This is a genomic window from Billgrantia bachuensis, assembly GCF_011742165.1.
GTDB classification, from domain to species: domain Bacteria; phylum Pseudomonadota; class Gammaproteobacteria; order Pseudomonadales; family Halomonadaceae; genus Halomonas; species Halomonas bachuensis.
Genome location: NZ_JAAQTO010000006.1, coordinates 43053 through 58766, shown reverse-complemented (window position 1 = coordinate 58766; position 15714 = coordinate 43053). Strand labels below are relative to the sequence as shown.

General features: G+C 49.1%; 12 protein-coding genes. All 12 read left to right on the top strand.

Features of this window, described 5'->3' with window-relative positions:
* Window positions 1–121 precede the first annotated feature (121 nt).
* The 12 genes from HBJ55_RS03070 to HBJ55_RS03015 all read left to right on the top strand — a co-directional run bounded on the left by HBJ55_RS03070 (window position 122) and on the right by HBJ55_RS03015 (window position 15692).
* On the top strand, window positions 122–1204 hold the full coding sequence (locus tag HBJ55_RS03070) for a right-handed parallel beta-helix repeat-containing protein (RefSeq protein ID WP_167110921.1): 1083 nt from the start codon (window positions 122–124) through the stop codon (window positions 1202–1204).
* Window positions 1205–1376: 172 nt separating this feature from the next.
* A complete protein-coding gene (locus HBJ55_RS03065; RefSeq protein WP_167110919.1) occupies window positions 1377–3299 on the top strand; it encodes an acyltransferase family protein in 1923 nt (640 codons plus the stop codon).
* A 491-nt stretch (window positions 3300–3790) separates the two neighbouring features.
* Window positions 3791–4912 carry a polysaccharide export protein gene (locus HBJ55_RS03060; protein ID WP_167110917.1) on the top strand — a complete coding sequence of 374 codons (1122 nt, stop codon included), beginning with the start codon at window positions 3791–3793 and terminating at the stop codon, window positions 4910–4912.
* Window positions 4913–5034: 122 nt separating this feature from the next.
* Window positions 5035–7266, top strand: coding sequence for a polysaccharide biosynthesis tyrosine autokinase (locus HBJ55_RS03055; protein ID WP_206022170.1), 2232 nt, complete (start codon window positions 5035–5037; stop codon window positions 7264–7266).
* Between the two features lie 80 nt (window positions 7267–7346).
* On the top strand, window positions 7347–8678 hold the full coding sequence (locus HBJ55_RS03050; RefSeq protein WP_167110915.1) for a hypothetical protein: 1332 nt from the start codon (window positions 7347–7349) through the stop codon (window positions 8676–8678).
* 50 nt (window positions 8679–8728) lie between these two features.
* Window positions 8729–9676: a glycosyltransferase family 2 protein gene (locus tag HBJ55_RS03045; protein ID WP_167110913.1), complete on the top strand. Its 948-nt coding sequence runs from the start codon at window positions 8729–8731 to the stop codon at window positions 9674–9676.
* A gap of 35 nt (window positions 9677–9711) precedes the next feature.
* Window positions 9712–10581, top strand: a complete 870-nt coding sequence (locus tag HBJ55_RS03040) for an ATP-grasp fold amidoligase family protein (RefSeq protein ID WP_167110911.1) — start codon at window positions 9712–9714, stop codon at window positions 10579–10581.
* Between the two features lie 43 nt (window positions 10582–10624).
* Window positions 10625–11770 carry a glycosyltransferase gene (locus HBJ55_RS03035; protein WP_167110909.1) on the top strand — a complete coding sequence of 382 codons (1146 nt, stop codon included), beginning with the start codon at window positions 10625–10627 and terminating at the stop codon, window positions 11768–11770.
* Between the two features lies 1 nt (window position 11771).
* On the top strand, window positions 11772–12941 hold the full coding sequence (locus tag HBJ55_RS03030; protein WP_167110907.1) for a glycosyltransferase family 4 protein: 1170 nt from the start codon (window positions 11772–11774) through the stop codon (window positions 12939–12941).
* Complete coding sequence (locus HBJ55_RS03025; protein ID WP_167110905.1) at window positions 12896–13516, top strand: sugar transferase; 621 nt, start codon at window positions 12896–12898, stop codon at window positions 13514–13516. The genes HBJ55_RS03030 and HBJ55_RS03025 overlap by 46 nt, the downstream gene beginning before the upstream one ends.
* Window positions 13513–14481: an ATP-grasp domain-containing protein gene (locus tag HBJ55_RS03020; RefSeq protein ID WP_167110903.1), complete on the top strand. Its 969-nt coding sequence runs from the start codon at window positions 13513–13515 to the stop codon at window positions 14479–14481. Before HBJ55_RS03025 ends, HBJ55_RS03020 begins: the two co-directional genes overlap by 4 nt.
* Window positions 14482–14519: 38 nt before the next feature.
* A complete protein-coding gene (locus HBJ55_RS03015) occupies window positions 14520–15692 on the top strand; it encodes a DegT/DnrJ/EryC1/StrS family aminotransferase (RefSeq protein WP_167110901.1) in 1173 nt (390 codons plus the stop codon).
* Window positions 15693–15714: the final 22 nt, after the last annotated feature.

Here is a 15714-nt window from a genome sequence, read left to right as displayed (position 1 = left end):
TCTAGGGTCGGTTGGAAGCTTGGCTAACGCTTCTCAAGCTAACTCGACAGTCAGTATGCGTGCTGCAGGTAATGGCCAAGTAGGCGATAGGTTACGAAAAAGAGGGTGCCGACCCGGCAGCATGACCACCAGCGAAATGGGCATGGCACCTACAGGCGATCCCATCCGTGACCAGCAGCAGCTGCAAACTTTCCTGGATAACGTAGCTACCGATGGAATAGTAGGTATTATCGAGGCGGGTCATTGGTATCTTTATCGAAAACTGCGCTTGCATGACGGTACACGCCTCAGTGGGCAGGGTATGGAAAGAACCATCCTTGAGGCTAGAGCGGAAGACTGGCGTCAGGATGATTATGTCGCAATGCACTTGGATGTTGGGGACAGCCTCCATCCGCATGGCATTTTTCTCTCAGACTTCTGCGTGGTTGGTGCTGACAAGCACGCAACGGACAATGGCCCTCTGATTCGTCTTGAGGGGATGTCAGACTTCCTGATTGAACGAGTCAGAACGGAAGATGCATCGAGCTATGGAATCTTCGTTACTGGCTACGGTATCGGCCGCTTCACCAACGATATACGTAGTAACTTCTGGAATTCGACTCATCGCGGCATAATACGTCAATGCCGTGCTCTGCGCGGACAAGTAGGAATAGGCTGCGAAGGTGGTGCTCAGAATATTCTGATCATGAGCAATCATACAGATGGCCAAGTCCTCCATGGATTCCGTCTCGCCTCGGCTTATGACACGCAGCTCATTGGCAATAGCGCAAAAAATACCAGGAACGCTTACTGGATCGATCGGCATCGAGGTATTCACGTACTGCATAACACTGCGGACCACGTTGAGCGAGGGTGCGTCTATGGTGGTTTTCACATGACGCGTGATGGTGAGATTTCGACTGGATTATGGATTACGGGAAACCAATTCAAGACATCTAGATCGGCAATAACAGATGCCTATCAGGGTAAGGCAGATAAATTTACCCGAATCGTCAAGATTAAGGACAACTATCTGCAGGGAGGAAATATTCGTCTTCTCTGGTCCAGACAGGTTGACATACAGGGTAACGATGGGGACGGGAGTAATGCCATCGTTACCTCACACGAGGTTACAGGAATGATAGGTAATAATTTCATGAGGCTGATAAACAGGTCTGGCGGAGTGGTGGATATTGGCAGAAATATCGCTATCGAGCATGAATAATGTAACAAGCCAGAAAAGCTTTATGTGTCTAATAACGAAGCTCTGAGACCACAATTTTTTAGCAGTGCCGCTTGTTTATACTATCTAAAAATGTAGCGGTTCCCTCATTTTCTCTCGCTTGAAAATTAAACTAAAGCTGCTCTGTTGAAGAAGACAGGATAAAATAAAAATCATGGGTAAACAAGTGTTGACCTATAGAAAAGACATAGATGGTTTAAGAGCTCTAGCCGTTCTATCCGTCATAGCCTTTCATACAGGGCTGGAATTTTTTCCTGGTGGTTATGTCGGTGTTGATATATTCTTTGTGATTAGCGGTTACATTATTACAAGTGTCATTTATAGCGAAGTTAAAAATAACGAATTCAGCTATATTGGATTTTACAAGAGGCGAGCTGCTAGGCTTCTCCCTTCTTTTATTATAACTCTACTCATAGTGCTTGCTTTCGGTTTCTACTACTACACGAGCAAGTCGTTTGACAGATTGGGGAAAGAAATTTTTTTTTCATCAATAGGGGCTGCAAATCTTTTGTTTGCCCAGGGTGTCGATTACTTCGCGGAAGATGCGGCCAACCAACCTTTAATTCATTTATGGTCGCTTGGTGTCGAAGAGCAGTTTTATCTTGTTTGGCCCGTTCTGCTATTGGTTGCTTTTAGGATCTCGAATGTTTCGGTGATTCCATTGTCATGCCTTGCCTTTATAGCGACAACAATAATAGCAATAGCAGCAACCAACGCTGGAAATAGCCAGGCATATTTTTTATTGCAATATCGAGCAAACGAGCTGTTGATCGGCTCGCTTACGGCACTAGTTCTTTCAAAATATAAGAGCCTAAATATTAACATGCATTTCAGCAAGTATATGAATTATTTGGGTTTGGCTCTTATGCTTGCGCCCGTACTGCTTTATGACAAGAACACTGCATTTCCAGGCTATAATGCATTAGCACCATGTATTGGCGTTGCGCTTATCATCGCCTTTCCTAGCAAAGGCATAGTTACCCAGGTGCTTTCTCACAGAATTTTGGTTTTTATCGGATTAATATCTTATCCTATGTACTTATACCATCAACCTCTTGTTTCCTTCATCCGTTACTTTGACATGGCAATGCCAGGCTATGTTTTATTCATGACTATTGTTGTTTTATCTTCTCTCATGGCGATGGCAACCTACCGTTACATCGAGCATCCAATTAGAAGCATCGGACGTTCAAGTTCATTAAAATCTTCTGTGACCATAGGAATGATTTCTCTTTCTATTCCAGTTTTAGCTGCCACGGGATTAGCTGTTGCAAAAACAAACGGCCTACCAGAAAGGTTTGAATACTTGAACCGGTTTGCCTTGCAAGTCAGTGAGTCGCATTCATCTACTTTTCACAAATACTACGAGCGAGGCTTTAAAGTTGCAAGTGCTGAAAAGGGTGAGGTTTTATTTGTTGGAGACTCAGTATTGCAGCAGTACGTTTTTCCGTTGAGCATTGCTCTTGGTTTTAGCTCAGGCGAGGTGGATACAGTAACGAGGGGCGGTTGTGTGCTTCTGAAAGGGGTAGAATTTATCGATAAATACGCAGATATATCATGTAATGACTTAAGGGAAAGTTTATACAGATCTCCGAAAAGATATGATTATGTGGTGATTTCTCAATCCTGGGAATCTTATCAAGATTTAATCACGAACTTTCCTGACAGTGAAAATAGTTATGACAGATGGACTGGATTTCTAAATCAGACGATTGAGCATTTCTTAAAGTATGCAGAAGAGGTGATTATAATCGGAGCCCACCCAAGAGTGTCTGGTACTACGAACTTGCAACCATCTATAGGACTCACTGAAGAAATCTATCAAGCCGGCTTGAGATCGCTAAGAATAAATAATCTTGAGGGGTTAAGTTCCGCAAGTTTTTTCTTTCAAAAATTTGAATTAACCAGCGGCGTGACAATTTTGGAGCCTCATAAAATTTTTTGCACGCCTGTATGCATGGTTGACAATGAGTCGTGGTCTTACTTCAGTGATAGCCAGCATATTACAAGCGCTGCCACAAGTTATGTTGTCGAGAAAATAAAGAGTATTCTTGTGTCAAAAGCGAACGAGAGCTAAGCGCTACATAGTTGTAAATTAGATAATCCTCTTCGATGCGAGAGCTGCTGATGAGCCAAAGAGTACCCTATGGCTTATGTTTTTCATACTCTAATCCTGCTCCCATGCATGAAGCTGCTGGACACAGGTAGCATCGAAATCAAGCGATCCTCCGTGCCAATAAAAAAATTATTTATATCAAGCGCCTACGTGTATTCACCCAGCAGGATCGATGACGTCAGTTATGCCTTGACTCAGTCTTCCCGTATGAAGAAATCCATTCACTTTCAGGTTCGTATTTTTTGTAAGCATGTGTAATGGTTATTGTATTCCTGTAACGTCTGGCTGATTGGTGAATCTACCAAGCCTTCAGCTAGCAGACGGGGAAGCAGGAAAAGGACGCGGATCTCTATGCAGGAACCCTAGGGTCCATCTGCTATTCATGGGGATCGCATGCATTAGGGGAAACTGCCATGAGCACGCGGAATGTCTCGAAAGCAAGGGAGAAGACAATGAAAAAATTTGCACGTGGTGCCTGCTTCGTTGTTACGTTGCTGCCACTGGGCTTGGCAGGTGGGTGTGCCCTTGCACCTGGAGGCCATATCGATTATGAGGCCCAGGAAGTATCATTGGATGAACAGGTCGATATCATTACGATTACTCCGGAATTGATTTCGGCGTATCGCATGGATAACGGCACCAGCAAGGCTCAAGGCATCACGCCGGAGCTAGCGAGCGAAATTGAAAATTATGAGTACCGAGTCGGCCCCGGTGATGTACTGAATATCGTTGTCTACGAGCATCCAGAGCTTACCATCCCGGCGGGTGGGGAGCGTAGCGCAGAGGAGTCTGGCAATATAGTCCACTCCGATGGAACTATCTACTATCCTTATATCGGGAATTTAAAAGTCGAAGGTCGTACAGTCGGTGAAATTCGGCAAATGATTACCAGCCGTCTTTCAACTTATGTTACCGAGCCTCAGGTTGAGGTCAGAGTGGCTGCTTTTCACTCCAAGAAAATTTACGTGAGCGGAGAGGTCAATACACCTGGTGCGCAACCTATCACAAATGTTCCGCTGACAATATTGGATGCAATTAGCGCAGCTGGTGGAGCAACAGAAAATGCTAATTGGCATAATATCACCTTGACACGGAATGGCCAGGATAGAACATTCTCTCTTTATGAAATGCTGAAAAAGGGGAACCTAACACACAATTCGCTTCTGCAGCCAGGCGACTTACTCCATGTAGCTTCTTCCGAAAATCAGAACATATCGGTGATGGGACAAGTCAGGAACCCTGGTAACATCACGACGGGAAGGGAGCGTATGAGCTTGACCGACGCACTCGGACGCGCGGGTGGAGTTGTCGAGTCCAGGGCAGAACCGTCGGGTATATTCGTGATTCGCGGTAATCCTGCGGGAAGCAGCAAGATGGCGACTGTGTACCAACTCGATATTTCCAATGCCGTCGCGCTTAATATGGGATCCTATTTTCCTCTCGAACCGCATGATGTCGTTTACGTAACTTCGGCTCCGCTGGCGCGCTGGAACAATGTAATCAGCCTGCTTCTGCCGTCAATATCGTTGCCCGGTAATGTGGCCTCGACTTCCAATGAAGTTGGCGATCTCTAAGACACCGAAGCTCTTTCCTATGGTGGGCACTTTTCGCACGATAGAGCAGGATATTGTGCTCACCATAGTTAAGTTTCTACCCATGATACTCCTGATGCGCGTGTTCAGAGGGATGGCTGACGATGAATAGCTTGAGTGCAAGTCCGCTTGTCAACGCCGGATCTGGTTTGGCGCCGACCACCAGCATGCCTGGGGAAGAGAACGTTGACCTAGGGCGCATGCTGGGAATGCTTGTAGACAACAAGTGGAAAATTATCTTCCTGACCTTGCTGTTCGGAATGATGGGGGCAGTATATTCGCTATTGGCTACACCTATTTATCAAGGTGATGCGCTCGTTCAGGTTGAAAAGACAGGCCCTAGAACGGGTGCAGATGAGATTGCTGCGATGCTACTTCAGGAGGAGCCAATCACCGGGGCACAGATTGAAATCCTCCAATCTCGGCTCATTGTTGGACAGGCCGCAAATCGGCAGAAACTTGATATTAGCGTGACCCCTGTTGTGTTCCCGTTAATTGGTAATGCGATTATCCGCTATGATATACCCAGGCCCGATTTCGCGCAGGGAAGGCCGGAAATCTGGGGAGGCGAGCATGTCCACGTCGAATCACTAAGCGTTGCCCCCGAGTTGGAGAACAAGCCGCTAACGCTTGAAATCGAAGAGAGCGGATATCGAGTTCTCGGGCCTGAAGGTGAGGAATTACTGTTTGGTCGCGCGGGTGAGCGCTCCGCATCAAGCAACCCCTGGATTGAAATTTACGTAAGTGAAATACAAGCGCCGGTGGGAGCTCAGTTCGAACTGCGTAAACGAAGCCAGCAGGCTACTATCGATTATCTCAGAAACCGTTTCGTCGTTACTCAGAAAGGCGAACGAGATACCGGAGTGTTGCAGCTAGTTCTAACAGGGCCTGACAAAGATGAAGTAGAGTCTTCTCTCGATGCGATTACTGAAGTATATCTGGCCCAAAATATTGCCAGGCAGGCCGCTGAAGCGGAAAATAGCCTGGTATTCTTGGATGAACAACTGCCCAAAGTACGTGATCAACTGGTAGAGGCGGAAAATCGGCTCAATTCTTACAGGATGGAGCAGGAAAGCGTGGATCTCACCGAAGAGACACGCAACATACTTGCTGCCATGGTGGACCTCGAGAGTCGCTTGAATGACCTTGAAATGCAGGAAGCCGAATTGTCGCGCCGATTCACTCCAAATCATCCTGTCTATGCCGCATTGCTGGACAAAAGGGCTCAGCTTGAGCGCGAACGCGCTAACATGGAACAGCGTACCAGCAACCTGCCGGAAACCCAGCAGCAGATTCTGCGCATGAATCGCGATGTCGAAGTCACTCAGCAAATATACGTTCAACTCTTGAACCGCATGCAAGAGCTCAACATTGCGAAAGCCGCAACCGTCGGCAATGTAAGAATCATTGATTTCGCAATGACGCGATCAGCCCCCATCAAACCGAAATCCGGTCTAATCGTCATTATTTCACTACTGGTAGGGTGCTTGCTTGCTGTAAGCTTTGTTTTGCTGCGCGGCTTTTTAAGTAAAGGTGTCGAGAGCGCCGAGCAGCTTGAAGATATTGGGCTGCCTGTCTATGCTACGGTTCCTCGTTCTGCTGACCAGATGAAACTGGTAAAGCGTGTTAAGTACCGTAATAACAAGGCGAGTCAGCATGCCATTGGGAGTTTTCTAGCCAAGTTGTACCCAACGGACATGGCAGTCGAGGCTATCCGCGGTCTCCGTACCAGTCTGCACTTTGCCATGATGGATGCGCGCAATAACGCAATTATGATCACGGGGCCTAGCCCTGGTATAGGTAAGAGCTTCGTTACCATTAATCTGGCCTTTGTCTGCGCTCAAGCAGGACAGCGAGTACTGGTCATTGATGCAGATATGCGCAAGGGTAATTTGCATTTTACCTTCAACGACAAATCAGAAAATGGTCTCTCAGAAGTACTCGCGAGCAAGCTGCCTGTCGAAAAGGCGATCAGACGTTCAGATGTGCCCGGCCTGCATTACATAACCCGTGGTGTAGCGCCGCCTAACCCATCGGAACTCCTGATGCGCCATAGCTTTGCTGAAGCGATTGGCCAAGTAGCACAGGAGTATGACCTCGTGCTCATTGACACACCTCCTATCTTGGCGGTTACCGATGCGTCGATTATAGGCAAGGTTGCTGGTACGTCTCTTCTCGTGGCCCGCTTTGGCGTTAATCCGGTAAGAGAGGTCAAGGTTGCGTCGCGCAGACTGGCAAATACAGGCGTGCAAGTGCAGGGCTGTATTTTAAACGCCATCGAGAAAACGGCTGCTATTAGCTACGGATACGGCTATTACAGCTATTCGTATAAATAACAACGGCCCGCCACGGCCTGGTGGACAACCATCAGGCTTTGGGAGCTTATCTTCCGCAGATATGTTGAAGGTGGAATGCCGTGAAATATACGACTAAAACAGCAGACGTAGATAGCATTCGCGGAGGGCTTCGTTATATACACGGAATTAGCTCTACGCATATCTGCTGGCTGACACTGTTCCTGTACCTTTATCTATTGAGCCCATATTTTGATTTGCGAGCTGCCGTGCTTCACGGTGGCATGCTGTCTATCGTGATGTTACTGGTATCGCACCCAGCTATTACTCTCAAGGCAATGCAACAGGTACCTTTGGTTGTAACTTTTATAGGGCTTTGTTTCTTTTGTCTGTATAATTTAACTATTTTCATTTTCTATACCGAAGTTTTTGCTACGACATTCTTGACCTATATGATACAGGTCGCTCTCTACATATTGCTCGGTTATGTTTTGGCCTTGTCGTTGGTAATTAAGTCGCTGGACATGGATCAGGTCTTGACTTTGTGCTTCAAGCTTGTGGCTTTTATAGTATTTTTGAATGCTTTGGTCATTCTTGTCGAATACAATTTACCGCCATTTCGAGCTTTTATTGAATCGATGCTTTATCAGCCGGAAAATGCTAATATAGATTACTTGAACAGAGAGTTCCGTCTGAGAGGTATAGCTTCAGGCGGGGCGGCAAATCTGTCCCTCTTCCATGGCACGGTCTTGATACTGCTGCAGGCGCTTTATATAAAGAAAAAAATAGGCTTTCTTTATTTTGTTACCGCTTCGGTGACCATATTTACTTCTCTTCTGTTCATTGGCCGTACAGGTATTGTGGTGGCGATTATAGGTATCGCTTTATTTCACGTTCTTAACTTCATTCTTTCAAGGGAGAAACTGTCGCTTCGCCGATTACTCCTTTATGCCACTATTGCTGGAATTGTCATGGCTGTACCCCCCGTCTTTGCTTTCCTGTTTCCTGAAAACGTCCTCTCCTATTCTATAAATTTCTTATATCGAGGTATAGAGGGCGTCCAACAGGAAGGCACCACGGCAGCTTTGGCGAGAATGATAAATATTCCGAATGAGTGGCCTAAGCTGCTGTTCGGTGTTGGCGTGCATAGTGGTGACTTTGGATTAAAGGGCAGTGTGGATCTCGGCTACATGCGAATGTTCACTGCGCTAGGTATTCCCGTGGCTATCGCGTTCTACATTTTTGTGGCCTTTCTGGGTAAATGCGTCTACCACGTAACGCATTACAAGAGTTTTTGGCTTGTGTTCATGATCATCATGTTTATTGCTGAATACAAGGAGCCATTTATCTTTAAAGGCTATTCGGCAAGGCTTATGTGGCTGGTTGTAGGAGTGGGGCTCTGCTACAGATACGCCAATTTGCATTCCTCTGGTAACAAAATTGCTGCCGCTTAATGCTCAGCGTTACGTAATTTATTTATCCTAATTCTTAAAGGAAGGTAGCCATGAGTACGCTAATTTCCATAGTAGTACCTGTATACAACAAGGAAAATTACGTTTCACGAGCGATTAAGTCAGCATTGGCCCAGACATACACAGACTTTGAACTCATCATCGTCGATGATGCTTCCACTGACCGCAGCATGCAGAAAGTGGCAGAATTCAAGGATTCGAGAATTCGTGTACTGCACCGTCCGCAACCCGGCCCTGGGGGCTATGCCGCGCGGAACTATGGCATTCGCGAAGCCCGGGGAAGCTGGATTGCTTTGCTTGATGCCGATGACGCTTGGTTTCCTGAGCATCTAACTCAATCAATGCGAATCGCCAGCGAGTTTCCAGATATTTCCATTGTCAGTGCCGCCCGGATGAGTGATGTAGGCGGTACGAAGAAGCTGGATCCTTTTGCAAAACGATTTATTGATCATGGCCCGCAGATACTTTACCTATCCGACTACCTTGAGTTTGCTTGCAAAGGGTTGCGGGCCATGGGTACCAATTCGATCCTAGTAAAACGGGATGCACTCTACCGAAGCTCCATTTTCCCGGAGGGACGTACCGAGCGTTCAGGTGACCTTTATACATGGGTAGAGCTCTTGGCAAGAATGAAGCGCATGGTTTGGTCGCCTCATGTCGCTTCTATTTCCTATCGTCAAGCTTCCTTTGTTTCTCGCAATAGTGTTCCTTCGATGCGTCTGTTCCATGAAATGGTGAGCGACTTGGAACCCTATATCGATGAAAAGCAGTCGAGAATATTAAAGAGATATGCCAATAAAATGGTGAAATACGCCTGGCTTGAAATGAATAAAATTAATTCTCCCATAAAGCCATCTGAGCTTCGCAGGTGTTTCTTCTGGGAAGTGGATCTGTTTTTTTGCAGCAAGTGGTTCCTGATTTCTTTGTTGCCTTTTGAATTTCTCGAATCCCTTCATAGGCGCTATTCCTTAAGTCGGTAGTTTTATCCTGGTTCTAATCTGGGAGGAATTATGTCATGAAAAAAATCTATCGCCTGGTTCCTGTTGGCATTCGCGAAAGAGCTGCCTTCATGCTGCGCGCTGGTTATTATCCTCAGTTCAACAAACCAGTCACTTATAACCAGAAAGTAAACTACAGGAAGCTGTATTGGAAAAATTCACTATTTGTTACATGCTCTGACAAGGTTGCGGTGAAAGAGTATGTGGCCGAAAAAATTGGACGCGAACACATCATTGACAGCGTTTTCATTGGCGAAACAATCACGCCCAAACAAGCCAAGCAGCTAATGACAGATTATGGTCCTTTGGTCGTTAAGGCAAACCACAACTCTGGTCCAGTTCAGTTTCTCGAGGCTGATGATAATGAAGAAGCCATCCGTAGAGTTTGCCGCAATATTAATCAGCAGCTTTCTGAGGACTATGGAAAGGTAAAACAGGAGCCTTGGTACAGTCATATAAAGCCAAGGGTGCTTGTTGAGCGAAAGCTGCGTATGGCTGATGGCTCTGATCCTTGTGACTACAAATTCCATGTATTTAATAGTCGTGACGGTAGCAAGCAGACAGTAATACTGCAAATGGATTACGACCGCCACAGGATGTTGCATCGTTCCTTTTTTAATGAGTCGCTTGAGTGGTTGCCTTTTTCCTGGAAGCAGCCTTGCCTTAGAACCAGCATAATACGTCCGCCTGGGTACGGCAAGATGCTTGAAATTGCAAAGTTGCTCGCACTCCCTTTTTCACATGCCAGAGTTGACCTTTACAATATTGACGGAAATATATATTTCGGTGAAATAACTTTTGCGCATGCTTCTGGAAGAGGCAGGTTTTCTTCCATTATATATGATAAGTGGTTAGGTCGGTTATGGGAGCTTGATCCTGCCACTTAGAATAATAAAGAACTTAACTTGCCATGAAGGTGATTTTTCTGTCATGCATATCTTCCACATCATTACCAGTCTCTACCCTGGTGGCGCTCAGTCGGCACTCTGCCGCCTATGCATGCGCGACACGAATAACAAGCATACCGTGGTTGCCATGATCGGTGGTGGGGCGTTAGAGGCAAGGCTAATTGAACAAGGCATTGTTGTCGAGGCGTTGGATTTTACCCGACGGGGCGGTCTATTAAAGGGGTTTCTGGCTCTCTGGAGACTTTTAAGATCGTATCGCCCGGATGTCGTCCAGACGTGGATGTACCATCCAGATCTGATTGGCGGTGTTTGTGCTCGTCTTGCCGGAGTTCGTCATGTCTGCTGGGGCATTCGACATACGACACTTGAACCCGGCAAGAGCTCTCGCTCATCTATTTTGACCGCTAGGCTGTGCGCCTCGTTGTCCGGGTTGGTTCCATGCAGAATCGTCTGCTGTGCGCACGAAGCGGCGCGTGTGCATGAATCCCTTGGATATCGTTCCGAAAAGTTGATCGTGATCCCCAACGGTTACGACCTTTCTGATTTTTATCCCTATATGGAGAATAGGGGGGCGCGTCAGATATTTCTTTCTGATAGCGAACTGCATTTGCCCATCTTGGGTATGGTTGGGCGCTTCAATGCACAGAAAGATCACGAAAATTTACTGAGAGCTTTGGTTGATCTCAAAGCGCGAGGTGTGGACTTTCGCTGCCTACTGGTAGGTGCCGATCTAGACGCTGACAATGAGACGCTCGTAAGGTGGATCGAGAAGTTTGATCTTCAGCACGAAGTTAAACTTCTGGGGTTGCGATCGGATATTCCGACAGTCATGAACGCTCTTGACCTGCACGTTCTCTCGAGTTCATTTGGCGAGGCTTTTCCCAACGTGATCGCTGAGGCGATGGCATGTGGTACACCCTGTGTCGGCACGGACGTTGGAGACACGTCAATGATTATTGGTAAGTGGGGGTGGGTTGTCCCCCCGCGTGATTCCAAGAAACTTGCCGATGCCATACATCAGGCAATCAAAGAGCGCGAAACCTCCCCTTCGCTTTGGGCACAACGTCGCCGTTCCTCGGCGGAGCATATAAGGACGCATTTCACTATCGACCGAATGGTAGCTGCTTTCGATGACTTGTGGTCAAACTGCATGGAGGCGAGAGAATAGTATGAAATTCCTTATCGTGGCCGGCGCACCAGGATCGCTGATCAACTTTCGTGGCCATCTCATCAAGGATCTGATTGCGAGTGGATTTGAAGTACATGCTGCCGCACCGGATCTCAGCAAGGACGGCCTGACACACACGAAGCTGGTACAAATGGGGGCAAAAGCCCATGACGTCTACCTCAGTCGTACCGGAATTAATCCTTTCCATGATATGCGCACGCTGGTAGAGCTGGTACGTCTCATGTGGTCCATCAGGCCCGAATATGTGATGGGCTATACGATCAAACCCGTAATTTTTGGGACTTTTGCTGCAGTCCTGGTACGTTGCCCGAGGCGATATGCACTGATTACGGGATTGGGTTATTGTTTCTCCAGCTATGGGCAAACAGCTAAAACACGCTTCATTGGCTGTATTGCAGCCAAACTCTATCGGCATTCGTTGCGTTTTGCCAACAAGGTTTTCTTTCAGAACCCTGACGATCAGGCTCTTTTTCGCGATCGGAACATAATCAATGGGTCTGTTCCTTCCGTGGTTGTCAACGGTTCCGGCGTCGACATCGACCACTACGTGCCGTGTGCCTACCCTCGGCAAGTCGAGTTTCTTCTGATCGCTCGGCTATTGATCGACAAGGGAATTCGTGAATACGCAGAGGCGGCTTATCGCCTCAAGGCCGAATACCCCGCTGCCGTTTTCACACTGGTCGGCGATCTCGACAGTAACCCGAATTCCATTACCGCCCAAGAACTCGACCGCTGGATACAGGATGGTGTCATCAACTATTTGGGCAAGCTGGATGACGTACGTGATGCACTGGGTAACGCTAGTGTCTTCGTACTACCTTCCTTCTACCGCGAGGGTATTCCCAGAACGATTCTCGAAGCTCTGTCAATGGGACGTCCCATTATTACCACTGACACTCCCGGTTGCCGCGAGACGGTCGTCGACGGGGAGAATGGCTATCTGGTGCCACCTCAGAATGCCACTGAGCTAACAAACGCCATGCGCGCCTTCATTGAGTCGCCGCAGCTCATCTCCACCATGGGGAAGCGCTCACGCGAGCAAGCACTGCGGAAATACGACGTGTGCAAGGTCAACGCCGTCATGCTCAAGGAGATGGGAATTTCATGCTCAAGCGTCTCTTCGATATCAGCGTTGCCGCGGTCCTGTTGATCGTCCTGTCGCCGCTTATGCTTGCGATTGCTGCTCTGATCAGACTCAAGCTCGGCGCTCCCGTGCTGTTCAGTCAGGTGCGTCCCGGTCTCCAAGGGCGACCTTTCCGGATGTTCAAGTTCCGCACCATGCTTGATGCGCGTGATGTCGATGGCGTATTACTCCCCTCGGACAAGCGTTTGACTCGATTTGGCAAGAAATTACGGGCGACGAGTCTGGACGAGCTGCCCGAACTCTGGAATGTTCTCAAGGGCGAGATGAGCCTGGTCGGGCCCCGGCCGCTTTTGATGGAATATCTTCCTCTCTACAGCCCGGTCCAGTACCGTCGGCACGAGGTGCGCCCGGGCATAACCGGCTGGGCTCAGATCAACGGGCGTAACAATTTGAGCTGGGAGGAGAAGTTCCGTCTTGATGTGTGGTATGTCGAGCATCACTCGCTGTGGCTCGACATCAAGATTCTTCTTCTGACCGTGACAAAGGTACTGGCTCGGGAAGGTATCGCCGCCAGAAGCCACGAGATCACCCCGCGTTTCAACGGCTCTCGCAATGCTCGTTCATTGGACAGGAATCCATGAGACGTCAGAACATTCTCCTCCTTTCAGCGGGGCGACGCGTCGAGTTGCTGGAGTCCTTCCGCAAGTCGCTGAGCTTCCATCTGCCTCTAGCCAAGGTATTGGCGGCCGATACAGCCTCTCGCTACTCTGCTGCCTGCCACTTGGCTGATTCTTGCTTCGACATACCTCGAGTTTCCGATCCCGGTTATATCGACGCTTTGCTTGCACTGTGTCGAGAGCAACAGGTCGGGCTGGTGGTCCCTACGATCGATACCGAGCTGATGGCTCTTTCGTGGTACCGGTATCGATTTCTTGAAGAATCGATTCAACCCGTTATCTCGGATGCAAAATTGATAGCGCGTTGTCGGGACAAGCGACTCACTGTCAAGGTGTTCAAGTCGATCGGGATCGATACGCCTGATGTCTATTCACGTGACGCCCTGGCTTTCCCTTGTTTCTGCAAGCCTTACGATGGCAGTAGTGGCAAGGGAGCCTTCCTTGTCTCCGGACCGGATCGTCTCAGTCGCTCCATGCTCGAAGACGAGCGAAACATCTTCATGGAGCCGATCGGTAAGGATTACGACGAATACACTATCGACGCTTACTATGACCGGCATGGAAACATGCGCTGTCTCGTACCGAGGCAGCGTCTTGAGGTGCGAGGCGGTGAAGTCAGCAAAGGGATAACCCGCAGAGGGTACGTATACGACTATCTGGCCAAGCGGCTCAAGCGATTGAACGGTGCACGCGGCTGCATCACCGTACAGCTCTTCTACCATCCCGTTACCCGGAGCATCAAGGCGTTCGAAATCAATCCGCGTTTTGGAGGCGGCTTCCCACTGGCCGATGCCGCCGGTGCCAACTACCCCGATTGGCTGATCCGCGAATATCTCCTGGATCAACAGATCGAGAGCTTCGATAGCTGGCAGCAGGATCTTTTAATGCTGCGTTACGACGCCAAGGTATTGGTGCCGCTCGACAAGTAGCGGCATCGCCGGCATTCATGAATCGAAGGGAATTATTTATGTTGAACACTCACTTTTCCCCATGGCCCTCCTTCACCCTGGAAGAAGCCAAAGCGGTCGAGCAGGTGCTCCTCTCCAACAAGGTCAACTACTGGACCGGTAACGAAGGGCGGCTATTCGAGCAGGAGTTTGCCATGGCATCTGGCTGCGAGTACGCCATCGCGGTCAGCAATGGCACGGTCGCCCTCGAACTGGCGCTGCGTGGGCTGGGCATCGGCCCTGGTGACGAAGTCATCGTGACCTCCCGCACCTTCATGGCTTCTGCTTCCTGCGTCGTTGCCGTGGGAGCGACGCCGGTCTTTGCCGACGTCGATCGCGACTCCCAGAACATCACACTCGCCACCGTTGCGGCCAAGATCACCCCGCACACAAGGGCCATCATTGCGGTTCACCTGGCGGGGTGGCCTTGCGACATGGACGGCCTCATGGCGCTGGCGCGCAACGGTATCGATGTGGTAGAGGACTGTGCACAGGCTCACGGGGCGCGCCATCGAGGCCGCGCTGTCGGGTCCATCGCGAAAGTTGGTTGTTGGTCCTTCTGTCAGGACAAGATCCTGACGACAGGTGGTGAGGGTGGAATGGTAACGACCAACGACCCGGATCTCTGGCGGCGCATGTGGTCCTACAAGGATCATGGCAAGAGCTGGGATGCCGTACACCAGGAACGACATCCTTCCGGGTTTCGTTGGCTGCATCATCACTTCGGTACGAACTGGCGGCTCACCGAGATGCAGGCGGCCATCGGAAGGTTGCAGCTGCGTCGCTTGGCGGAATGGTCGGAGAAGCGCCGGCACAATGCCCAGCGCATCTGGGATGCTGCCAGGCACTGTTCGGGGTTGCGGGTGCCGACTCCTCCCGAGCACATTCAGCATGCTGCCTATAAGTGCTACGTATTCATTGAACCGGAGACGCTAGCCGAGGGCTGGGATCGGGATCGCATCATTGATGAGATCGTTTCCCGCGGCGTGCCTTGCTACAGTGGTTCCTGTTCCGAAATTTATCTGGAAAAGGCCTTTGACGGAACCGGTTGGCAGCCGCCTGAAGGTCTGCCGGTGGCGAGGGAGTTGGGCAGGACCAGCCTGATGTTTCTCTGCCATCCTACGCTCACCGAGGCGGAGATTGATCTCACTTGCCGGGTGCTGTCCGAGGTAATGTCGCTTGCCGTTGATTGATTGGGATCTTATTGCGCCTTGA